The following is a 23,283-nucleotide window of genomic DNA, read 5'->3' as shown; positions in this document are numbered from 1 at the left end:
TTTTCACGGTACCGGCTGGCACCGACACTACTGGGTAGGACACTCCTGCCGTTAGGCTGAACACATGCGGATGGAGTACGTAACGGCGGTCCTGGCCGTCGTGGACCTCGTTCCGCCTGCTTCGGCGGTGTCCTACGGCGACGTTGCCGAGCTCCTCGGTTCGGGTGGGCCGCGGCAGGTTGGTGCTGTTATGAGCCACTACGGCAGCGCCGTGGCCTGGTGGCGGGTGCTGCGGGCAAGCGGAGAAGCGCCTCCCGGCCACGAAGCCGACGCTCTCCGGCACTATCTGGAAGAATCCACTCCGCTGCACGGTGCGTACCGGGCGTTCCTGCTGACCGGCGAAGGCAGGTGGCGCGTCGATCTCGCGGCGGCCCGATGGGCGCCCACGGACGGGGATTTTGACCAACTTGATGTGATCTCCGACCAGTTGGAGCGTCGACTCCATATATTGTCGGTACCCGATGATGAAATGACTGTGTGACCGCGACTCCTGCCAAACCCCGCCCAGCATCCGCAGCCCTCCGGCTGCTGCCGCCGCGGCAAACCCATTACGCGGCCCCTGCCTTGTCTCCCGACCAGCTCGCTGTGGTCTCCCTTCCACAGGGGAGCGGGCCGATCCTCGTGCCCGGCGGTCCTGGAACCGGCAAATCCACCGTGCTCGTGGAGTCAGCTGTCCGCCGTGTCCACGAGGACGGGCTGGACCCCGAAGAGATCCTCATCCTTGCCCCGGGCCGCCATGCGGCCGCTGCCCTGCGCGACACCTTTACGGGTCGGCTGGACCGCAGCCTCAGTACGACGCCGGCCCGCACCTGGGCGTCCTATGCTTTCGATATCATCCGGCGCGCCAAAGCTGAAGGTGTCCTGCCGCTGGCGCGGCCGCCCAAACTCCTCTCCGGCCCGGAGCAGGATCTCATCATCAAGGAGCTTCTGGAGGGCCACTCGCGTCCGGGCTTCCAGTTGCCCTGGCCGGATGACCTGGCCGCGGCGCTGCCCACCCGGGGCTTCCGCCATGAAATCCGCCAGTTGTTCGATCGGATCATCGAGTCCGGACGTACAGCTGACGATCTGGTTGGCCTGGCCTACGAGTGCGGAAGGCCCGACTGGATGGCCGCCGCAGAACTCTACAGCGAATACAGGGACATCCTCGATCTCCGTATGCCGGAGGCCTTCGACCCCGCCGGGATCATTACCACTGCCCGGCAGATATTCCAGGACTCCCCGGACTTCCTGGCTGAAGAGCGGCGGCGCCTTCAGTTGTTCCTGGTGGACGACGCCCAGGAATCCAACCCCGCGGTGTTCGAACTCCTGGCTGATGTTGCGGAGGGTAAGGACGCGGTGGTGACCTACTCCCCGGATACCGTGGTGCAGGGTTTCCGTGGCGCACGGCCGGATCTCGTAGCGGAGCTGCCGGCGCTCCTGGGCGGTCCGGAGCGGGCCGTCCTGGAACGGCCCCTGTCCATGACGCACCGCCACGCTCCTGCGGTGGCTGAGGCCTGGTCCCGCGTAGCGGCCCGTATTTCGCAGCGTTCCGGCGGTCAGTTGGCGAGGCAGATGGAACAGCCCCCGCACGCCGGGGCTGAAAATACGGCACTTTTCCCCGAGGGCAGGGTGGAAGGCCACGTGCTGCCCTCCGCCGTTCACGAGCTGCGTTACGTCACCCAAAGAATTCTTGAAGCGCAGCTGCGGGATGGCCGCGAATTCAGCGACATCGCGGTGATTGTCCGCAATGGCGGGCAAATCTCACAGTTGCAGCGCTACTTGGGTGGACAAGGCATTCCGGTGCGGGTTCCGGTGGCAGACTCTGCTGTTCGCGACGAAGTCGCAGTGCGTCCCCTTCTTGAAGCATTTGCCGTTGTGTTGGACCCGGTCAAGCTGACCCCCGAGACCGCTGTATCACTCCTGACCTCCCGCATCGGCGGGGCTACGGCCATTGAACTGCGAAGACTCCGTCAGTCACTGCGGCGTGAGGAACTTCTTGGAGGTGGCGGCCGGTCCAGCGACGCGCTGCTGGTGGAGGCCCTGCTTGAACCGGGTGCGTTGGCATCGCTGGGTATCGAAGGCAGTGCTGCCCGACGACTCGCTCGGACAATCTCGGCCGGTGTTGCAGCCGTCGCCGAACCCGGAGCCAACGCCGAATCAGTTCTCTGGGCGTTGTGGCAAGCCACGGGCTTGTCCGCACGGTGGGCCGAAGCAGCCTTGGAAGGCGGTGCCGCCGGGGCCCGTGCCGATCGGGACCTTGACGCGATGATGGCGCTCTTCCACACTGCCGAACGTTTCGTGGACCAGCTTCCTGGCTCAGGGCCGGAGCAATTCCTTGACTATTTGCTGAACCAGGAGCTGCCAATGGACACGCTGGCAGCACGCGCACAACTTGAAGACTGCGTGGAAATCATGACCCCCGCCAGTGCTGCCGGGCGGGAGTGGCCGGTGGTGATTGTCGCCGGCCTCCAGGAAGGTGTCTGGCCAAATACCCGCTTGCGCGGCGAACTCCTGGGCAGCACGGTGTATGCCGATGCCGTGGAGCACGGGGTGGATTACGCCCTGGGCCGGGGACCGCTCAGCCGGCTCCGGGATATCCGGTACGACGAACTGCGAAGCTTCTCCACCGCCATCTCACGTGCACGTGAGGTCCTGATCTGCACGGCTGTCTCCTCTGAGGATGAGCAACCGTCCGCATTCCTGGACTATGTGGCTCCCTTGGGCCAAGGGGAATACAAACGCAGTTACACCCCCGTGGACCGTCCCATGACTTTGCGGGCCCTCGTGGCGGAACTCCGGCAGCACGTCCAACTGGACGAGTCCTCAGGCCAGGAGCCGGCGGCTGCGCAGGAGGCCGCCCGGATACTGGCCAGGCTTGCCAGCTCGGAGCCCCCGGTTCCTGGCGCGGATCCGGACACCTGGTGGGGCCTGGCGCCCCTGAGTTCCATGGACCCGGTTGTACCCCCGGGCGGCACAGTCTCCGTTTCACCGTCCAAAGTGGAAGCGGTCCACAAATCCCCGCTGGACTGGTTTGTCCAGGCCGCCGGAGGAGAGGCGGCCACCGATTTCGCACGCAGCCTGGGCACCCTTGTCCACAGCATTGCCCAGGACCTGCCCGAGGCTTCGGGCGGAGAGTACGTGGCCGAACTCGTCCGCCGTTGGCCTACATTGGGGATGAAGGACAACTGGGAGGGGCGGCTGGACTTCCAGCGGGCTGAGCTCATGGTCCGGAAACTGGCCCAGTATGTCCTCATTATGCGAAGCGAAGGCAGGAGCCTTCTTGCGGTCGAGCACGACTTTGAAGTCCAGCTTCCTGACGTCAGGCTTGATGCGGTACCCGCCGGGGACCTGGACCCCGAAGGCCTCCAACGTCATGCCGTGCTCCGCGGTCAGGTGGACCGGTTGGAGCTTGATGCCGAGGGGCGGCTGGTCGTCGTCGACCTCAAAACCGGAAAGCGCCAGCCGGGCAAGGCAGAAGTCGCCAACCATCCGCAGTTGGGCGCTTACCAGGCGGCAGTTTTGAAGGGTGCGTTCCAGGACGCCGCGCCGTCCGGAGAAGAACCTGGCCCCGGGCTCCCCGCAGAAACGACGAAACCTTCCATGCCCGGGGGCGCTGTGCTGGCCCAACTCGGTACCAAGACCAAGAGTCCGGCCGTTCAGCAGCAGGACCCCCTGGAGTCCGGTGACAACTGGGCTGAGGCCTTGGTCAATGAGGCCGCAGCGTTGATGGCCGGCGCAACGTTTGAAGCACGGCATGATCCAGGCAAAAGCAGTCATGGCGGACATGGTTGCCGCCTTCCGGACATTTGCCCACTGTGCGCGCGAGGAAAGCAGGTTACCGAATGAGCACTGAACTCCTGGACGGTGTGGGGGCCTCCACATTCGATGGCGGCGCGGGTACCCCGGAGCCCCGTTTTACGCCGTCGCAGCTGGCGGACATCCTGGGCGAGAAGAACCACCCCACGTCCGAACAGTCGGACATCATTTCTTCCGCACTGACGCCGCGTCTGGTCATTGCCGGAGCGGGTTCCGGAAAGACCGCCACCATGGCCGACCGTGTGGTGTGGCTTGTCGCCAACGGCTGGGTCCGCCCGGAAGAGGTCCTGGGCGTGACGTTCACCCGCAAGGCTGCTGGAGAACTGGCCAGTCGAATCAGGAGCAAGCTGGCCACACTCCAGCGGGTGGCCGCCGAAGACGATGGCACCATCGGATTCCCGGCGGACCTGCTCGGCGCTGATGATCTGGAGCCCAGGGTTTCCACTTACCATTCGTACGCCAGCGCAATTGTGTCCGACTACGGCCTGCGGTTGGGGATAGAGCGTGATGTCGTCCTGCTGGGTGGCGCGCAGTCCTGGCAGTTGGCCAGCGAAGTCGTAGAGGCCTACGACGGCGACTATGAGCACTTCACAGCCGCAAAGTCGACGTTGGTCAACGGTGTCATCCAGTTGGCAGGTGAATGCGCCGAGCATCTCCAGGACCCGGCCATGGTGCGTGAATGGGTGCTCGAACGGGTGCAGGGATTCGAACAGCTTCCCTACGTGGCCGGAGCTAAGAAGAACCCGACACAGGCCGCCGGGGAACTGGCGGCGATGCTCCGGACCCGGGCCAGCGTGGCTGACATGGTGGTCCGATACCAGGAAGCCAAGCGCCAGCGCGGGGTCCTGGACTTCGGGGACCTGGTGGCTCTGGCTGCCCGGATTGCGCGGGACATCCCTTTGGCAGCTGCCACGGAACGCGCGCGGTACAAGGTGGTTCTCCTGGACGAGTTCCAGGACACCTCGCACGCCCAGTTGGTTCTGTTTTCGCGGCTCTTCGGCCAGGGCCACGCCGTCACCGCTGTCGGTGATCCCAACCAGTCCATCTACGGATTCCGGGGCGCTTCGGCCGGTCAGCTCTTCCATTTCGTGCAGGAGTTCCCGGTCGTGCACAAGGCGGCCGGGGAAGACTCGACGTCGTACTCCGTGGCACCTACGTCCTACCTGACCACTGCCTGGCGGAACGGAAGGAACATCCTGCAGGCAGCCAATGCCATCGCCGCGCCCTTGAACAAGGCTGCGGGCGCCGGCGCAGCGGCGGGGGAGAAAACGGACTCCGGGGCCGTTTCCGTCCCGCCGCTGGTACCCAGTCCTGCCGCTGTTGACGGCAGCGTGGTCATCGGGCGGTTCGGAACTGATGAGGACGAGGCTGCCGCGATCGTCCGCGACGTCCGGCGTTACCAGCGGACTGTGTTCGAAGAAGAGGCCGACGGTACACCGACGAAACCGACCATGGCGGTTTTGTGCCGCCGGCGCGCCCAGATGGAGTGCCTCCGCCGCGAGTTCGAACTGCAGGGAATCGCTTACGAGATCGTCGGCTTGGGCGGACTGCTGGACACCCCGGAGGTCGTAGATGTTGTGGCTACCCTGCGCGTCCTGGCTGATCCAGGACGTTCTGATGCCCTGATGAGGTTGCTTGCCGGGGCACGCTGGCGGATTGGTCCGGCGGACCTGATGGCTTTCAGCGACTGGTCCAAGTTCCTCGCCCGGCGTCGGTCCGCCCCGGACGCACAAGGTGAAGCGAGCGAAACTGACGAGGAAGCATCGGCCGTCGTGGTGGAAAGCGATATCACCGACGCCGCCAGCCTGGTGGAGGCTCTTGACTACCTGCCCAAGCCGGGGTGGACTTCCGGCCATGGAAGGAGCTTGAGCGGTGCGGCCTTGGATCGCCTGAACACCCTTGCCGCGGAACTGCGCTCCCTGAGGAGTTTCATCGGCGATGACCTCACCACGCTGCTGGGCGAGGTGGAGCGGGCCATGCTCCTCGACATCGAAGTTGCCGCCAAGCCGGGGGTCAGCATTCATCAGGCGCGACGAAACCTGGATGCCTTCCAGGACGCCGCGGCGAACTTCCTCCAGACCTCGCAGCGGATCGACCTTCTGGCCTTCCTGTCCTGGCTGGAGGCAGCCGCCTCCGAGGAAGGCGGCCTGGACGTCGCACCGCCGGAGACCAACCGCGAAGCCGTGCAGTTGCTGACCGTCCACGCCTCCAAGGGCCTGGAATGGGACGTGGTCTTCGTACCCGGCCTCAACGCAGGTTCGTTCCCCAGCAACAGGGACTCCCGGTGGAGCACCGGCGCCGCGGCATTGCCGTGGCCCCTGCGCGGAGATCGCGCCGACCTTCCTCAGTGGGACCTTGACCAGTCCGACCAGAAGGGCTGGCTGGATGCAGAGAAGGACTTCAAATCGGAAGTCCAACACCATGGTGAAGCTGAGGAACGCCGCCTTGCCTACGTTGCTTACACGCGGGCAAAGTTCGTCCTATGGGCCTCCAGCGCAGCGTGGAATGGTTCGCGCTCGGGGATAGCCGGGATGTCCGCCTTCCTTTCGGAGCTGGCGCCGCTTGCCGGGCTGGGGCAGGAAGGTGACGGACGTTGTGGCATTGCCGCGCAGGCCGACGTCCACCCTGATTCCGTGTCAGAAGAAGCCTTGCCCGACACCAGCCCTTTGACGACTTCGCTGGAGATAGCTCAATTTCCCTACGATCCTCTTGAAGGACCGTCCGACCCGAGGACCGGAGCCCGCCTCAGGCTGGCGCCTGGCCGTCGGGAGGCCATGGACCGGGCCGCAGCAATGGTGCGGGCATACATGGAAAATCCCGACATCGAACATTCCTCGCCCCCCTTGGGCGGTGCGGCCGGAAAGTGGTCGCAGGAAGCTGAGCTCTTGCTGGACCGGCAAAGGCGACGGAAGGCAATCCACGACATCCATCTGCCCAGCCATATCTCCGCGTCACTATTCGTGGACCTCGGCGACAACCCTGCGGCCGTACTGTCCCAGCTCCGCAGGCCTGTTCCCCGGGAACCGGGAATCTCGGCGCGCAAGGGTACAGCGTTCCATGCCTGGGTGGAGGAGTACTTCGGGACGACAGGAATGCTGGACCTCGACGAGGCACCCGGCTCGGACTCGCACATTGATGAGGCCTATGGGCTGGATGACATGGTGGCTGCGTTCAAGCAGTCCGAGTGGGCGCAGCGTGCTCCGGCCTTCGTGGAGGTGCCCGTGGAAACCCGTATCGGTGACGTGGTCGTCCGCGGCAGGATCGATGCCGTGTTCCGTGACGCCGATGGCCGGTGGCAGTTGATTGACTGGAAAACCGGACGACGTCCGGCAGGAAGACAACTGGCAACGCGCGCGGTGCAGCTGGCCGTGTACCGGCTGGCGTGGGCGCGGCTCAAGGACGTGCCCCTGGAGGAAGTCAGTGCAGCCTTCTACTACGTGGCCGAAGACGCAGTGGTGCGCCCGCATGATCTGGGCAGCGCCGCGGAACTTGAACAGATCGTTGCCGAGGCCTTGAAAGCCAAGTGAGGTTCGGGCGAGGACAAATGAAGCCTAGGAACGGTCCGCCGTGTGCAGTGGCGTGACCACGCTGATGGCGGCCGTGGACGTGTCGTCATGGTCGCTTGAGGCATCGTCCCCGGCCCGGGCGGAATCCGCCGAGGCTGTCGTATCAGGCGAGTCAGTCGACCCTTCGGCGGCCGGCTCGGCAGCGGGGATTGCTGCCACCGAAACTGTTGGACCGGCGTCGGGAATTGCCACCACGCTGACCGCAGGTTGGTGGGCAGCAGCCATCGCGGCCTGATGCTCCGCAATTTCCCTTTCGGCGGCTTCCGCCTCTTCATCGCGGCGTGCCTGGTCCTCTATGTCGCTGGCGAGGGACTGCAGCATGGACTCAGCTTCCGCTGTCATGCTTTGATGTCCGGCTGCCATGGCCTTGACCAGATATTGGGCCAGTGCGAACTCTGCCAGCAGGGCAGCGCGGCGTAGCAGGTGGGCGTCCGGGGTCTCCCTGCGGGCCTGGGTGTAGTGGTCCAGCACTGCTTCCACAAACGACGTTTCGTTGGAGGCCACCAGCCACGCGAAATCGTCGGCAGGGTCACCGATCCGCAGATCAGTCCACCCAGTCACTGCGGTGACGTTGTCGCCCTGGACCATCAGGTTGTCTTCGTGGAGATCGCCGTGGACTACGGAGGTGTTGAACCGCCACAGGGCGACATCCTCCAGGGCATGCTCCCACCTGCGCAAGAGCGTGGCCGGAATCTTGCCCGTTGTTGCCGCCTGATCCAGTTCGTTGAGCTTGCGCTGCCTGAATTCATTGGCCGAATAGCTGGGAAGGTCTGCATTGATGACCAGGCTCAGCGGAAGATCGTGGACAGCAGCCAGTGCCGCACCGATTTCCTTGGCCAATGCCGGGCTGCTGGCCGAGAGTTCTTCGATGGACAGCACCGATCCCTGAAGGTGCGCATAAACGAAGGTAGTGAGAGAGCCCTGCCGGACGGTGCCGGCAATGGTGGGCACATGGAAGGGCAGTTCGGCCCGTACGGCAGGGGCGAAGGCCCGGAGCACCATGAATTCGGTTTCCAGGCGCGTGCTCGCCTCAGGATGGCGCGGCGAACGGACCCGCCAGCGTTTGCCTTCCGCGTCCAACAACGACGCGGAGTCGAAGTCTGCGTTGTCGTCGGGGGAATAAGCTGTAGCCGTCGGCGCCAAACCAGGCACCGCCGCGGTTGCTATAGCGGCCAGTTCGAGCGGTGTTCTTCTCACCTCTCCACGGTAGATTGAGTGCGGCCGATGGCCATGATGCAGCGCGGCGAGTCTTCAGATCCGCGTCAAATCGACAGCGGATCGGCCCAAAAGACCGACCCGGCTGCGTGCCGGCACCCGCTCTCCACAAGCGGCGGGCCTTTCAAATGTTTTTTGTCGGTACGAGTCAGTACGGTAGATACATGAGTCATACGGAGTCGCCGGCGCTTGCCAACCACCTGATGGACACTGTTCTTCCCGTCCGCCCTGCCATGGTGGATCGCGGTTCGGGCGTCCGTATGAAACCCGGCATGGTTGAAGACGTCATCGCTTCAGGCACTGCCAAGGCCATGGTCATCTCGCAGCGCAAAGCGCTGGTGACTGCGGAGGGGCTCTGGTTCGGCGACGCCACCGCCCTGTGGACCGCACTGAAGGAGTCCGACGCCGGTGCCGCCGCCATCTATTTGGGTACCACTTTGATGTCGTCCTCGTTGCCGGAAGGAACCCCGGTCCTCCTGTTCACAACCGCCGAGCCCCCGGTTGCGGGAACGGCCACGATCCCCTCGGACGTCGAGTGGGCCGGGTTCCGGGATGTGGCTGCCACCTTGGATGCCATGGACACTGCACTGTTCATCGAAGCCAGTGCGATTTCCAACTGGCATGCCACCCACACGCACTGCCCGCAGTGCGGCAGCCCCACGGAAGTCGAAGCGGGCGGCTGGGTCCGGCGCTGCCCCAAGGACAACTCGGAACATTACCCGCGCACCGATCCTGCCATCATTGTCACCGTGGTGGGACCAGATGGTCGCCTCCTGCTGGGTGGCGGCGGCCCTGTTGACGCCAAAAACTACTCAACCCTGGCTGGATTCGTGGAGCCGGGCGAATCTCTGGAACAAGCCGTGGTGCGGGAAATCGGAGAAGAGGTGGGTGTCCGCGTGACGGCCTGCCAATACCTTGGCTCGCAGTCCTGGCCTTTCCCCGCGTCCCTCATGCTGGGGTTCACGGCCACCACTGACGACGCCGTTGCCAGGCCGGACGGCGTGGAGGTAACACGGGCGCGGTGGTTCAGCAGGGATGAGCTGCAGGAAGCTGTGCTCAGCGGCGAGATCACGATTTCCACGCGGCTTTCGATTGCCCGTTCCCTGATCGAGCACTGGTACGGCGGCGTCATCGAAGATCTCCAGCCGTGACAGAGGTGTTTTTCGACGCCGGTGGCTCACTTGAGGAGCGCATTCTCGGCGGCTTGGACGACGAGCAACGTGAAGTGGCAAGTACCCTGACAGGTTCCATGTGCGTGCTGGCCGGAGCTGGTACCGGAAAGACCCGTGCCATCACCCACCGCATCGCTTACGGTGTCCACTCAGGGGTCTACAGCCCTCAGCGGCTGCTGGCTGTGACATTCACCGCGCGGGCCGCTGCCGAAATGCGCAGCAGGCTTCGCGATCTTGGCGTGGCCAATGTGCAGGCCCGCACCTTCCACGCCGCAGCTTTGCGGCAGTTGCAGTTTTTCTGGCCGCAAGCCATTGGCGGCACCTTGCCGAATCTCTTGGACCACAAGGCCAACATGATCGCGGAGGCCTCCCGCCGCTTGCGCCTCAGTACGGACCGCGCTTCCATCAGGGACCTGGCGGCGGAGATCGAATGGGCAAAGGTATCCATGCTGACGCCCGCCAATTACCTGGAGAACGCCCAGGGCCGTGGGACGCCGGGCGGGTTCGATCTGACGGCAGTTTCGCGGGTTTTCCAAGCATACGAGGACATCAAGACTGACCGTAACGTCATCGATTTCGAAGATGTCCTGCTCATTACAGTGGGAATTCTCCAGGAGGATCCCAAGGTGGCTGCGACCGTTCGCGAGCAGTACCGGCATTTTGTGGTGGATGAGTACCAGGATGTTTCCCCGCTCCAGCAGCGGCTCCTGGATTTGTGGCTTGGTGGCCGCGATGAGTTGTGCGTGGTCGGAGACGCCAGTCAGACCATCTATTCCTTCACAGGAGCCTCTCCCAAGCACCTGTTGGGATTCAAAACGCAATTCCCTGGTGCAAGCGTGGTCAAGCTCATCCGTGACTACCGGTCCACACCCCAGGTCGTGAAGCTGGCGAACGATCTTCTCGGATCCCGGCGGAGCGGGGGACCCGTCGCCGATGCCGCATGGGCGCCGCCCCTCAAGCTCGTGGCCCAACGACCGTCCGGTCCGGAACCGAAGTTCATGGAGTGCCCGGACGACGAGGCCGAGGCAGCTGTCGTCGCAGGCAGGATCCAGGAGCTGCTCGATGCCGGGGTCCAAGCCAGCGAGATAGCCATCCTTTTCCGTACCAACGGTCAATCCGAGGCTTACGAACAGGCGTTGGCATCTGCGGGCATCGGTTACCAGCTTCGGGGTGGTGAACGGTTCTTCGCCCGAAAGGAAGTCCGTGATGCCATCCTGCAACTCCGGGCTGCCACCCGGGCCGTTGCGGAGGGCCCCCAGGAGCCCCTGGGCCAGATCGTTCGGGACATCGTAGCGTCCCTGGGATACACCGAAGCTGCGCCGCATAACGGGGGAGCCCTCCGTGAGCGCTGGGAGTCTTTGGCCGCGCTGGTCGCCCTGGCTGACGAGTTGGCTGTGAGCCGCGGTGAGTCATTCACGTTGGCTGAGTTCGTCAACGAGCTCCAGGAACGTTCCGTGGCCCAACATGCCCCGACGGTCCAGGGTGTCACGCTTGCTTCGCTCCACTCTGCCAAGGGCCTCGAATGGGACGCAGTGTTCCTGGTGGGCCTCAGCGAAGGCCTGATGCCGATCTCCTTCGCCGATACGCCCGAAGACGTGGACGAGGAACGGCGGTTGCTCTACGTGGGCATCACCCGCGCACGTGAACACCTGAACCTGTCATGGTCAACGGCACGCACACCCGGCGGGAGGGCCAACCGTAAACCATCGAGGTTCCTGGACGGCCTTCGCCCCGACTCCGTGGCGTCCGCAAACGCCCGTAGCAAGACAGGCCCGGTGCGCAGGAAAGCTGCCGCACCGGCGTCGTGCAGGGTGTGCGGAAGCATGCTCGCCACCGGCGCTGAACGGAAGGTGGGACGCTGCAACCAATGCCCGCCCTCTTACGAGGAACAAACGTTCGACGCCCTGCGGCAATGGCGCAAAGACGAGGCAAAATCCGCCGATGTCCCTGCCTACGTCGTTTTCACCGACGCCACCTTGACGGCAATCGCCGAGGCCAAACCGACCTCCCTGGAAGAGCTGGCGGGCCTCGCCGGCATCGGACCGTCCAAGCTGGAGCGCTATGGCGAAGCTGTCCTGGCGGTCTTGGCGGAGAGCGCTGTTCTCTGATGGCAGGCGCACGGGCAGGGGACCGCGACTTGCCCCAGGTGACCGACGACGGAGCTCCGGTTGTCGTGCGCCGGTCAACAAGGCGGCGTCGAACGGTCGCAGCATTTTGGGAAGACGGCAACGCCGTGGTCGCTATCCCGGCGAGCTTCACCAAGTCCCAGGAGCGTGAATGGGTACGGCGCATGCTCGCCAAACTTAAGAAGCAAGGCGAGCAGCGGTCCGGCAGGAGCAAGCGCCGCCCCGCAACTGATGAAGTACTTGCTGAGCACGCCGCGCATCTTTCGCGTACCTACCTCGGCGGGCGTGCTGTCCCGTCGTCGGTCCGTTGGGTCGGTAACCAGAACTCGCGGTGGGGTTCGACGACGCCCGCTGATGGCAGCATCAGGTTGTCCAACAAGCTCCAACCCATGCCGCAGTGGGTGATTGATTACGTCCTGGTGCACGAGCTCGCGCACTTGCTTGTCGCAGGGCATAACGCGCACTTTTGGTCGTTGGTTGACGCCTACCCCGAGACCCAGCGGGCCAAGGCCTTCCTGGAGGGAGTGGCCTTCGCGACGTCGAGGGGGCTCACCGGAGAAGCCGGCCCCGAAGACCACTCCGATACAGCCTCGGACGAGGATTAAAGCAGCAACGGCCGCCTTTCGAAGCGACCGTTGCTGACGGTTGTGTTCGGGACCCGGTTATTTAACCGGCGGCTGGGGATCGTTGCCGTCGGAGTCAGGCTCGTCGGCCGGGGTGTCGGATGATTCGGTTTCACCAGCGTCGTCGGCTGTTTCGTAGCCGCCGTCCAACAGTTTCTGAAGGGCGTCGTCCACTTCACTGTCGCTTGCCTCGGCGAGGCGCCTGCGCTCGGAGAAGCCCTTGGGATCGTCCAGGTCGGCGCCGGTGGGCAGCAGGTCCGGATGGTGCCAGATGGCATCGCGTCCAGCTATGCCGCGCTCTTCTTTGAGGGTGGCCCACAAGGTGGCAGCCTCCCTGAGGCGTCGAGGACGCAGCTCCAAGCCGACCAGTGAAGAGAAGGCATGTTCTGCCGGTCCACCGGTGGCGCGCCGGCGTCGGACGGTCTCACGCAGGGCGGTCGCGGAGGGCAGGACCTTGTCGGTGGCCTCAGCGGTAAGTTCGTCCACCCAACCCTCGACAAGAGCGAGGGCAGTCTCAAGCTTTTCCAAGGCGGCTGTCTGCACGGGGGTGCGTTCCGGAGTGAAGACGCCCTGGGACAGAGCCGCCTGGATGCCTTCAGGGTTGCTGGGATCGAGATCCCGGGCCAGGTCTTCAATGCGGGACATGTCGATGTGGATGCCGCGGGCGTAGGCCTCGATGGCACCGAGCAAGTGGCCACGCAGCCACGGAACCTGCACGAACAACCTGGCGTGCGCTGCTTCACGGACGGCCAGGAACAAACGGACGTCGTTCTCCGGCAGGCTGAGCCCTTCGCCGAACTTGGCGACGTTCGCCGGCAGGAGTGCCATTTCCAGGTCCGCCAATGGGACACCGATATCAGTGGAACTGACAACTTCCGCGGACAGGGCACCGATTGCCTGGCCCAACTGCATGCCGAAGATCGCTCCGCCCATGTTCTGCAGCATGGAGGAGGCTCCGCCCATCATGGACTTCATTTCCTCGGGCATTTGTTGGGTGAGTGCATTGGACAAAGCGTTGGCAACGCTGTTCGCTACCGGTTCGGTCAGCCGCTTCCAGGTCCCAAGCGTCGCTTCCACCCATTCAGCGCGTGACCAGCCGCGTCCGATCAATCCTGTGGCGGACAGGTCAGTGACGGGGTCGAGCCATAATTCGGCGAGCCTCAGGGCTTCGTCGACTTCCCTGGCTTGTTGGGCAGTGACCGATGGGTCGCTGCTGGAGGCGGCCACCCGGCGGGCGTTCTCATGCGCAAGCTGCCAATTCACGGGGCCCTCGGAGGTGGAACTCATCATGGCCTGGACCTGGGCGAACATTTGCTGGAGCAGCTGGGGATCGTTGGGCAGGCCCGCAGCCTTGGCCAGTTCAGCGGGATCGATGTTGCCCATGCCCTGTCCGCCCATAAGGTTCTGCAGCATTTCTGCCAGGGGATCCTTGGGAGTCTCGTCGTCGTTGGACGGGTTGTTTGGGTTGGAAGTCATGGTGCCGCCGATCGTCGAACTGGCTGGTGATCTCTTTCACCGTACCGCGCGGCCGGAAAGCTGTCTGCCCGGACGCGGCGTCGTTCGCTGTAGGCAAAGCAGTACAGCTGCGCCGTACCGCGTAGTGTTGATGTTTGGTATGTGCTGCCGCCGCCTGCGGCGGGAGCAAGCCATAGGAACCGGTCACGCCATGCCGGAAAAAGAGAGGCCTCAATGCTTACTTCACCCAGCCCCGAGGGCTCCTTTACCTCGCGCCAGAGCCAGGATCCGCGTCAAAAGTCCGACGCCGATCCCTCCACGGTGCCTCCCGTACCTCCGGGTAACGGCCGCTACATGATCATGGTGATTTCAGGGCTGCTGGCTTTGGGCCTCGGCATCGGGGCGGCCGCGTTGCCGGTCCCGTACGTCATTGAGTCGGCCGGCCCGACGTTCAATACTCTGGGCAAGGACGGTGACAAGCCGGTCATCAGCATTTCCGGCCACGAGGCGTTCCCGGCCAAAGGGAACCTTGACCTCACTACCGTGGTCATGACCGGCGGTCCCAAGACTCCCGCCACTATTTTCGATGTCTTCCGTGCCTGGCTCGACAGTTCCAAGGCGATCTACCCCGAGGAACTCATTTATCCCAAGGGCACCACTGCAGAGCAGACGGTCCAGCAGGGCGAAATCGACATGGAGACATCTCAGGAGAATGCAGTGGCCGCAGCGTTGCGGCAGCTGGATATTCCCTTTGAGCAGCGGCTGGATGTTGCCGGATTGTCGGACCCTTCGCCGTCCGCCGGCAAGATCAAGGAAGGTGACCGCCTGAAGACCATCAACGGGAAGGCCATCACCTCGATGGCCGTAGTGCAGGCCGAACTTGCCGCGGGCGCGGGTGCTCCGGTCGCCGTCGGGGTGGAGCGGAATGGCGCCCTCGTCACCGAAACAGTTACCCCCACCAGGAATCAGGCTGACCGGTATGTCCTCGGGGTGCTGTTGTCGAGCGATTTCACCTTTCCTTTTGATGTCAGCATTTCGCTGGACAACGTTGGAGGTCCCAGTGCGGGAATGATGTTCGCTTTGGGGATCGTGGACAACCTGACACCGGGTGATCTGACCGGGGGCAAACACATCGCCGGCACAGGCACCATCACCGCCGACGGCAACGTGGGCGCGATTGGCGGCATTGCGCAGAAGATGATCGGTGCCCGCCAGCACGGAGCCACTATGTTCCTGGCTCCGGCGGCGAATTGTTCCGACGTCGTGGGGCATGTCCCGGATGGACTTCAGGTCGTCAAAGTGGAGACGTTGGCCGACGCGACCGCTGCCGTGGAGCGACTCGGGTCCGGACAGGACACGGCGGGCCTTCCCACCTGCACAAACAACTAGACTGGCGGTGGAACTTAGCTCCACCGCCACTCGTGGCATATATGACGGCCTCCGCCATATCCCAGCGGCAGAGAATGTCAAGTACTCGCACACCGACTGTTCACTGACACCAATGAGGTACAGAGTTTGTCCCGTCCCGCCAGCTCCAACCCGCCCGGAAGATCACCGCTGAGACGAGGTGCCCTGACTCCGACGCTCATTGTCGTGGCCGTGGCCGTCGTCGGGTTCATTTTCTTCGCCAATGTGTGGACTGACGTCCTCTGGTACCAGCAGCTTGGTTTCTTCGAAGTTTATCTTCGGGAGAATCTTGCCAGGATCATCACGTTCCTGGTCGGTTTCGCCATGATGTTCGCAGCGGTCTTCTTTGCCATCAGGATCGCGTACCGTTCACGCCCCGTCTACGCTCCTGATGCGGAGTCCCGGGATAACCTCAACCGCTACCAGGCGCAGCTCGAGCCTGTCCGTCGGGTGGTCATGATCGGCCTGCCTATTCTCTTCGGACTCTTTGCCGGAAGCGCGGCAGCCAGCCAATGGCAAAAAGCCTTGTTGTTCTTCAACCAGGAGCCCTTCGGCCAAACGGACCCCCTGTTCAACCTCGACATCAGCTTTTACCTGATGTCGTTGCCGTTCCTGGGTTTCGTCACCGGGTTCCTCATCAGTATTACCGTGGTGGCCGGCATCGCCGGCATCCTCACCCACTATCTCTATGGCAGCATCCGCCTCATGGAGCGGGGCATCTTCACCAGCCGTGCAGCGCAGATCCACATTGCGGTGACGGGCGCGCTCTTCCTGATCCTGCTGGGCGTCAACTTCTGGCTGGACAGGTACACCACCGTCCAGAGCAACTCCGGCCGCTGGGCCGGCGCCTTGTACACGGACGTCAATGCCGTGGTGCCCACGAAGGCGATCCTCGCAGTTGCCGCGGCTTTGGTAGCCATCCTGTTCATTATTGCTGCGGTGATCGGCCGATGGCGCTTGCCGGTCATTGGTACCGCGATGCTGGTAATCACGGCGATCCTCGCCGGCGGCGTCTACCCCTGGGTTATCCAGCAGTTCCAGGTCCGCCCCTCGGAGAACACCCTTGAGCGGGAATTCATCGACCGCAACATCAACATGACGCGGTCTGCCTACGGCCTGGACAAGATTGATGTCTCCGCCTACAACGCCACGACGACGGCGACAGCCGGTGCGTTGGCCGCGGACGCGCAGACCGCAGCCAACATCCGGCTCCTTGACCCGAACCTCATCTCATCGGCCTTTGCCCAGCTTGAGCAGTTCCGCCCCTACTACCAGTTCCCGCAGACCTTGAACGTCGACCGCTACATGGTGGACGGCAAGGTCCAGGACACGGTGATTGCAGTCCGTGAACTGAATCCCGACGGCCTGAGCGCGAACCAGCAGACTTGGGTCAACAGGCACATCGTGTACACGCACGGCTATGGCGTGGTGGCTGCAAAGGGCAACAAGTTCACCGCTGACGGCAAGCCCGAGTTCCTGCAGTCCGGCATTCCGTCCAACGGTGTCCTGGGCAACGACACCACCTACGAGCCCCGGATCTACTTCGGTGAGAACTCGCCCGAGTACTCGATTGTTGGTGCCCCGGATGGCGCTCCGAACCGCGAGCAGGACCGTCCGGCGAGCCGCGAAGGCGGGGGAGAGACGCAGTACACCTTCAATGGCAATGGTGGCCCGAACGTGGGCAACTGGCTCAACCGGATCCTCTACTCCATCAAGTTCCAGTCTTCGGACCTGTTGCTCTCGGACGGCGTCAACGCTGAATCGCAGATTCTCTACGACCGCAATCCCCGCGAACGGGTGGAGAAACTTGCTCCCTACCTGACGGTGGACGGCAATGCCTACCCGGCAGTGGTTGACGGCCGCGTGAAGTGGATTGTCGACGGCTACACCACCAGCCAGTACTTCCCGTATTCGCAGCCGCAGCAGCTGCAGAACGCCACGGCTGACTCGCAGACCAGCGCCGGTCGGACCGTTGCCCTGCCGAACAGCTCCGTGAACTACATCAGGAACTCGGTCAAGGCCACCGTTGATGCCTACGACGGTTCGGTAAACCTCTACGCCTGGGACGACCAGGACCCCATCCTGAAGGCATGGCAGAAGGTTTTCCCGACCACCATCAAGCCGTACTCGGAGATGTCCGGCGACCTCATGAGCCACGTCCGCTACCCGGAGGATCTCTTCAAGGTCCAGCGTGAACTCCTGGGCCGCTACCACGTGACGGATCCTGACAACTTCTACCAGAACAACGACGCGTGGAGCGTTCCGAACGATCCCACCGTTTCCGAGGCAGTAAAGCAGCCGCCGTTCTACATGTCCCTGCAGATGCCTGACCAGGAGAAGCCTGCGTTCCAGCTGACCTCGTCGTTCATCCCGCAAACCGTGAACGGAAACGCCAGGAACATTCTGTACGGCTTCCTTGCGGCAGATTCCGACGCCGGCAACGTCAAGGGCGTCAAGGCAGACAGCTACGGCAAGCTGCGGCTCCTGCAACTGCCAACCGACACACAGGTTCCTGGTCCGGGACAGGCACAGAACAAGTTCAACTCGGACCCCACAGTGTCACAGGCGTTGAACCTCCTGCGCCAGGGTGCGTCCGATGTTCTGAACGGCAACCTGCTCACCTTGCCCGTCGGTGGCGGCCTGCTGTATGTCCAGCCTGTCTACCTGAAATCCACGGGTGAGACGTCCTACCCGACACTGCAGCGTGTTCTGGTTGCCTTCGGCGACAAGATCGGTTTTGCGCCGACGCTTGACGCGGCCCTGGACCAGCTGTTCGGCGGCAACTCCGGAGCAACGGCGGGCGACTCGGCCAATAATGGCCAGACGCCCACCACGCCCCCGGGAACAACTACCCCGCCAGCCGGACCTACGGATGCCAAGGCTGACCTCAAGGCAGCCTTGGAGGCGGCCAACAAGGCCATCCAGGACGGTCAAGGAGCCCTTGCCAAGGGTGACTTTGCCGGTTACGGCGAACAGCAGAACAAGCTGTCAGAAGCCTTGAAGAAGGCTATGGACGCTGAAGCCCGACTGGGGACAACGTCGACGCCGTCAGCTACTCCAAGCGCGACGCCGTCACCATCGCCGAGCAGCTAAGGCCGCGCGTCGATTGAAGGCCGGCACCCGCTCCTTATGGAGCGGGTGCCGGCCTTTTTTGCACGTGCCGACCATCCGTGGGGCGGGGGAGATGCACATCACGTCGCCAGGATTTGGTCTGCCATTCACCGGACGGTAATGTTGTTCTTGCGACGCGGGGTGGAGCAGTTCGGTAGCTCGCTGGGCTCATAACCCAGAGGTCACAGGTTCAAATCCTGTCCCCGCAACTGGAGAAAAGGTCCGGATCAGTAATAGCTGATCCGGACCTTTTGTTTTGCCCCCAACCCTTGCTCACGTCCCGCGTGTTTGCCCCCAACCCTTGCTCACGTTCCGGCTGTTTGCTCCCAACCCTCGCTCACGTCCCGGCTGTTTGGGCGCAACCCTTGCTCACGTCCCGCGTGTTTGCCCCCAACCCTTGCTCACGTCCCGCGTGTTTGCCCCCAACCCTTTCTCACGTTCCGGCTGTTTGGGCGCGACCCTTGCTCACGTTCCGGCTGTTTGGGTGCGACCCTTGCTCACGTCCCGCGTGTTTGCTCCCAACCCTTGCTCACGTTCCGGCTGTTTGGGCGCGACCCTCGCTCATGTGGACCAAGACTCCAGCGTGATCTGCGGCACCTTTGATGGCCTATGGTCAGAGACACCCTGAACCGTGGGGTAGAGTTGTTCTTGCGACGCGGGGTGGAGCAGTTCGGTAGCTCGCTGGGCTCATAACCCAGAGGTCACAGGTTCAAATCCTGTCCCCGCAACTGGAGAAAAGATCCGGATCAGTGAAACTGGTCCGGATCTTTTGTTTAACCCAGGGCGCTGAAAGATGTCGTTGACGACGTGGGTGCTAGCATCGAATCCGGATTTGCTGAGGCAGGAAAAATTCTTCGATGGGACAGCCTATGGTCAATGGTGACGTCAACTCAGGCCCCGAGCACAAAACACTTCAGAGGGACAGCCCTGTAGCGGTGTACCAGCAGGTGGCTGACGTCCTGACGGACCAAGTGAGCCGTCTGGAACCGGGATCGCGCATTCCCACCGAAGAGGCCCTCATGGACGAATATGGGATCAGCCGAACGACTGTCCGGAAGGCAATCGAAACGCTGGTGTCCAAGGGGCTGCTGGTCCGTCGGCAGGGGAAGGGCACTTTCGTGATGGCCCAGCGCCCGGTGAAGATGCTGAATCGACTGGCACCCTTCATGGAAACCTTTACCGCTGCCGGCATGAAGACCGTCAAGGGCCTCATCGAATACAAATGGATGGAAAAGGACCGCAGTGTTCCAGCGAAATTGGTTTCCGATGACAACCTGGTTTTGGTAATCCGACGTTCCTACTCGAGTGCTGGGTGGCCGTACGCAATTGCGGAGATCTTCATTCCCTCACATATTGGGCGGCACATCAGCTTGGCTGACGCCGAGCGGAATTCCATCTACCAGGTCATCCAGGACAGAACGCTGAAGCCCCTCCATCGCGCCGAGATCACCGTGACCATGCATGCACCCCCTGAGCACCTTGCAGACGCTCTGAACGTGCGTGGGTTCGCGATGGTGCCCAGGCTCGAAAGGACCACGCTTGGACCCCATGGAGAGGTCCTGGAGTGCACAGTGACCTATTTCCATCCGAAGGGATTCGAAATTCGCGCCGAGGTTGCAACAGATGCCAGCCCGGGGCAAGAAACGCCGTCATCCACCGAAGGGCAGGCGGCCAGCGCTTAAAACGAAGTGGGCAGGATCCCTCGGGATCCTGCCCACTTGGCTGTCAGCAACGCGTGGAAGGGGGTACCCTCCCGTTCGGCCTAGAGTTTGTCGAAGTCAGCTTCGTCGACCGTCGCCTCGGCGGATGCAGGGGCTCCGGCGCCGATTGCCGGCTTGGAGCCGCCGGACTTCAGTGCGGCAAGACGGGCTTCGATCTCCGTCTGCTCACCAAGGTCCTCAAGCTGGTTGAATTGTGCGTCGAGACTGGAGCTGGCAAGCTCCTGCTGGCCGAGGACCTTGGCCTCTTCCCGGCGGATCTTTTCCTCGAAGCGGCCAACCTCGCTCGTTGGATCCATGATGTCGATGCTCTTGAGGGCATCGTGTACCTGGGACTGCGCGGCAGCCGTCTTGGAACGTGCCACCAGCTCATTGCGCTTGGCGGTGAGCTGGTTGAGCTTGTTCTTCATCTGGTCAAGACCGGTCTTGAGCTTGTCCACGACCTCGGTCTGGGACGCAATGCTCGGTTCGGCCGCCTTTGCCTCGGACTCTGCGGTCATCTGGCGCTGGATGGCCACCTTGGCCAGGTTGTCGAACTTCTGGGCATCCACGGTGTCGCCAGCTGCGCGGTACTCGTCGGCTTTCCGGGACGCGGCCAAGGCTTTGTTGCCCCAGTCCTGTGCGTTCTTGATGTCCTCGTTGTAGTCCGCCTGCAGCATCCGGAGGTTGCCGATGGTCTGTGCCACGGCGGACTCGGCTTCGGCAATGTTGTTCGTGTAGTCGCGGACCATCTGGTCCAGCATTTTCTGCGGGTCTTCTGCTTGGTCAAGCAAGGCGTTGATGTTGGCCTTTGCCAGCTGCGAGATCCGACCGAAAATGGACTGCTTAACCATGGTGTTGCCTTTCGTCCTGCTCAGTGATGCCCACTGAATTCAGTGATCAGTTGTTGTACCGCTTCTATGCGGGGCACGGACCCCACTTAGTCTCTAGGTCTAGAAGTCGCCACCGCCGCCGCCGTCGCCACCCCAGCCGCCGCCGTCGAAGCCTCCACCGGAGTCACCGCCGCCGCCAAAGAAGCCGCCGTCACCGCCGCCGCTGTTGTGGCCGCCGCCCCAGCCACCTCCGCCGCCATTCAGGATGGAGTTGATGAGGATTCCACCTAGGATTGCGCCGCCAAGGCCCCCGCCACCGCCTCCGCCGCCAAACATGCCGCCGCGGCCATAGCCTTGGTCGGCGTAGCCGAACTGGTCGACATCGGATTGTGCGAGCTGGGCGGCCTGTGCCGCCAGCGAGTGGGCCTGCTGAGCGTAGGTCAGCGCGGTCACCGGGTCATTGCGGGAGATGGACAGGGCGTAGTCGAGATTGCGCTGGGCTTCGGCCAGCCGTGTCCTGGCTTCGGTACCAACGCCACCACGGCGAGCCGTGATGTAGTCCGAGGTCGCACTGATCTGGGCCTGTGCAGCCATGATGGTTTGCTGCAGTGAGGCCTGCGCGCGGCGGGCCTGCTCCTGCTGATCACGGATCCCGGACAAGGACTGGTCCAAGGCCTGGTGGGCCGACTCAACACGGCTGAGGGTGGCAATGGGATCGATCTTGCCGCCTTGGATTTCGGTCTTCACCTGCGTCAGGGCAGCTTCCACTCCGGCCACCGGGCCCGCGAGTTCAGGATGGGCACCCGATTGGATCATCGCCCGGGCTTGGGCGAGGTCCTGGCTGGTCTCGGCTACGGCACCATCGAGGGAGGCGCGTGCTTCATCCAGGCTGCCGGCGGTCTTGGAGATGGCCTCGATCAGGATGTTGGTCTGGTGAAGGCTTTCCTCAGCAGCGCGAACGGCAACTGCTGCCATGCTGCTCTCGCCAGCTGTCAGCTTCTCCTGTGCCGTGGTTGCTGCGTTCTGGACGAACGCCAGGCGTTCCTTGGCCTGCAAAATGTTGTCGGAGACCTGGGTCAACGCAGATTCTGCGTACTTGGCCCTGAGACCGTCAAGGGACTGCTCGGCGTTGGCGATCTTGGCGTCGGCTTCCTTCGCCCCGGCCGTCACTGCTGCCAAGGCCTGCGGCGCGTTTTTTTCCAGTTCGCGCAGGGAGTCGAAGTCAGCCTTCTGGTCACGCAACGACGCCAGGGCTGCTTCGGAACGACGGATGATCTCGCCGAGCCAGCTGCGCTGCTGTTCTTCAGTGTCCGGGATATGGTCGTCCAGTTGCTGCTGAAGCTTGAAGGACTCCGTCATGTGGCCCTTGGCCTCTTCCAGGGCCTTGGTGAAGTTGCCAATCGCGGTGTCACCGTACTGCGCCTGCGCAAAGCCCAGCTCCTGTTCGCTGGAGCGGATGGCGTCGTCTGCTTCGATGAGCAGCGAGCCGCTCTTCTGACGCAGTTCCGGGATGCTGAGTCCCGCGAGCGGGTCAAGTTGTTCGCCTTGCGGTCCGTAGCTGCCGCTGACAGCCTTGGTTCCGCCCTTCTTGCGTCGGTTACGAAGGTAAAGGTATGTACCGGCACCACCGGCCGCCACGACACCCACCCCGACGAGGACTCCAACACCGGCACTCCCATTGGGGACGGTTCCACTGCCGCCGCCTGCTGCGTCGCCAATGGCTGCGGCAGCGTCGATGACTGCTTGGGCGTAGTTGCCAGCGCGCAGCTGGGGGTCAATGGCCTTGCTGGTGATTGTGTCCCGTTGGGCGTTAGTGATTTTGCTGTTGCTGGGCTTGCTCAGCTGGTACTGCCGCGTGTCGGTAGCAACAGCGAGAACCAGAGCATTGGGACCCAGCTGCGCCTTCTCGGCCACATCCTGGGTCCATTGCACGCGATCGGTGGGATTCTCGAACTTCTTGACGAAGACCGCGTGCAGCGTCATGGCGTGATCCTTGCCAAGTTTCTGGATGGCTTCTTCGACCTTCGCCTTGTCACCACCCAGTACTCCCGCGGAATCCACGATCTTGGTGGTGGGATCAAGCGTCACCGGGCTCTCCGCCCAAGCCGCGCCGGCCGGTAGGGCCAACAATCCAGCCACGCCAATGACAGCGAGTACGCGTTTAAATATTGACCGCATGTGCAACCCTTCAGCACGTCTGCGACTGGAACAAGGCGTACCAATCGTCACAGAATGCTCAGCGCCCCCACGCATGGTGTAAAGCCGCAGGTCGCTGTGGCAATT

At 63.2% G+C, this 23,283-nt stretch carries 13 protein-coding genes and 2 tRNA genes; 11 read left to right on the top strand and 4 right to left on the bottom strand.

Going from position 1 to position 23,283, the window contains the following annotated elements:
* Window positions 1–64: 64 nt before the first annotated feature.
* The 3 genes from PYR64_RS12505 to PYR64_RS12495 are packed head-to-tail and all read left to right on the top strand — an operon-like array spanning window position 65 to window position 7,322.
* The gene (locus PYR64_RS12505) at window positions 65–481 is read left to right on the top strand and encodes an MGMT family protein (protein ID WP_018776496.1); all 417 of its coding nucleotides are present in this window, start codon (window positions 65–67) and stop codon (window positions 479–481) included.
* Window positions 478–3,825 (top strand): ATP-dependent DNA helicase, encoded by a 3,348-nt coding sequence (locus PYR64_RS12500; protein ID WP_275775514.1) that lies wholly within the window; start codon window positions 478–480, stop codon window positions 3,823–3,825. The genes PYR64_RS12505 and PYR64_RS12500 overlap by 4 nt, the downstream gene beginning before the upstream one ends.
* A complete protein-coding gene (locus PYR64_RS12495) occupies window positions 3,822–7,322 on the top strand; it encodes an ATP-dependent DNA helicase (protein WP_275775512.1) in 3,501 nt (1,166 codons plus the stop codon). The genes PYR64_RS12500 and PYR64_RS12495 overlap by 4 nt, the downstream gene beginning before the upstream one ends.
* A 24-nt stretch (window positions 7,323–7,346) precedes the next feature.
* Here PYR64_RS12495 and PYR64_RS12490 read toward each other — a convergent pair whose 3' ends face one another.
* Window positions 7,347–8,558 carry a macrolide 2'-phosphotransferase gene (locus PYR64_RS12490; RefSeq protein WP_275775510.1) on the bottom strand — a complete coding sequence of 404 codons (1,212 nt, stop codon included), beginning with the start codon at window positions 8,556–8,558 and terminating at the stop codon, window positions 7,347–7,349.
* A 182-nt stretch (window positions 8,559–8,740) separates the two neighbouring features.
* Here PYR64_RS12490 and nudC point away from each other — a divergent pair, with 182 nt between their 5' ends.
* Genes nudC through PYR64_RS12475 form a run of 3 tightly spaced genes read left to right on the top strand, consistent with a single transcriptional unit; the run spans window position 8,741 to window position 12,479 of the window.
* Entirely contained in the window at window positions 8,741–9,727 is a 987-nt protein-coding gene (nudC, locus tag PYR64_RS12485) for an NAD(+) diphosphatase (RefSeq protein WP_275775509.1), read from the top strand.
* On the top strand, window positions 9,724–11,856 hold the full coding sequence (locus tag PYR64_RS12480) for an ATP-dependent DNA helicase UvrD2 (protein WP_275775507.1): 2,133 nt from the start codon (window positions 9,724–9,726) through the stop codon (window positions 11,854–11,856). Before nudC ends, PYR64_RS12480 begins: the two co-directional genes overlap by 4 nt.
* Complete coding sequence (locus PYR64_RS12475) at window positions 11,856–12,479, top strand: M48 family metallopeptidase (RefSeq protein ID WP_064721665.1); 624 nt, start codon at window positions 11,856–11,858, stop codon at window positions 12,477–12,479. Before PYR64_RS12480 ends, PYR64_RS12475 begins: the two co-directional genes overlap by 1 nt.
* A gap of 57 nt (window positions 12,480–12,536) precedes the next feature.
* On the opposite strand, the gene PYR64_RS12470 is transcribed toward PYR64_RS12475, so the two are convergent.
* Window positions 12,537–13,973: a zinc-dependent metalloprotease gene (locus PYR64_RS12470; protein ID WP_039242198.1), complete on the bottom strand. Its 1,437-nt coding sequence runs from the start codon at window positions 13,971–13,973 to the stop codon at window positions 12,537–12,539.
* A gap of 213 nt (window positions 13,974–14,186) precedes the next feature.
* Between PYR64_RS12470 and PYR64_RS12465 the strand changes: the two genes are divergently transcribed.
* The 5 genes from PYR64_RS12465 to PYR64_RS12445 all read left to right on the top strand — a co-directional run bounded on the left by PYR64_RS12465 (window position 14,187) and on the right by PYR64_RS12445 (window position 20,152).
* Window positions 14,187–15,341, top strand: coding sequence for a S16 family serine protease (locus PYR64_RS12465; protein ID WP_039242196.1), 1,155 nt, complete (start codon window positions 14,187–14,189; stop codon window positions 15,339–15,341).
* Between the two features lie 126 nt (window positions 15,342–15,467).
* Complete coding sequence (locus PYR64_RS12460) at window positions 15,468–18,452, top strand: UPF0182 family protein (RefSeq protein ID WP_026266956.1); 2,985 nt, start codon at window positions 15,468–15,470, stop codon at window positions 18,450–18,452.
* Window positions 18,453–18,605: 153 nt separating this feature from the next.
* A tRNA-Met gene (locus PYR64_RS12455) sits at window positions 18,606–18,679 on the top strand.
* A 445-nt stretch (window positions 18,680–19,124) separates the two neighbouring features.
* Window positions 19,125–19,198 (top strand) — tRNA-Met (locus tag PYR64_RS12450).
* 129 nt (window positions 19,199–19,327) lie between these two features.
* Window positions 19,328–20,152 (top strand): GntR family transcriptional regulator, encoded by an 825-nt coding sequence (locus PYR64_RS12445; RefSeq protein ID WP_110503897.1) that lies wholly within the window; start codon window positions 19,328–19,330, stop codon window positions 20,150–20,152.
* Window positions 20,153–20,232: 80 nt separating this feature from the next.
* Here PYR64_RS12445 and PYR64_RS12440 read toward each other — a convergent pair whose 3' ends face one another.
* Both PYR64_RS12440 and PYR64_RS12435 read right to left on the bottom strand, forming a co-directional pair.
* Window positions 20,233–21,021: a PspA/IM30 family protein gene (locus PYR64_RS12440; RefSeq protein WP_018776485.1), complete on the bottom strand. Its 789-nt coding sequence runs from the start codon at window positions 21,019–21,021 to the stop codon at window positions 20,233–20,235.
* 99 nt (window positions 21,022–21,120) lie between these two features.
* Window positions 21,121–23,178 (bottom strand): TPM domain-containing protein, encoded by a 2,058-nt coding sequence (locus PYR64_RS12435; RefSeq protein WP_275775505.1) that lies wholly within the window; start codon window positions 23,176–23,178, stop codon window positions 21,121–21,123.
* Window positions 23,179–23,283 lie beyond the last annotated feature (105 nt).

This window comes from Paenarthrobacter sp. Y-19 (assembly GCF_029223985.1).
GTDB lineage: Bacteria > Actinomycetota > Actinomycetes > Actinomycetales > Micrococcaceae > Arthrobacter > Arthrobacter nicotinovorans.
This window is presented reverse-complemented; position numbering and strand designations above follow the sequence as displayed.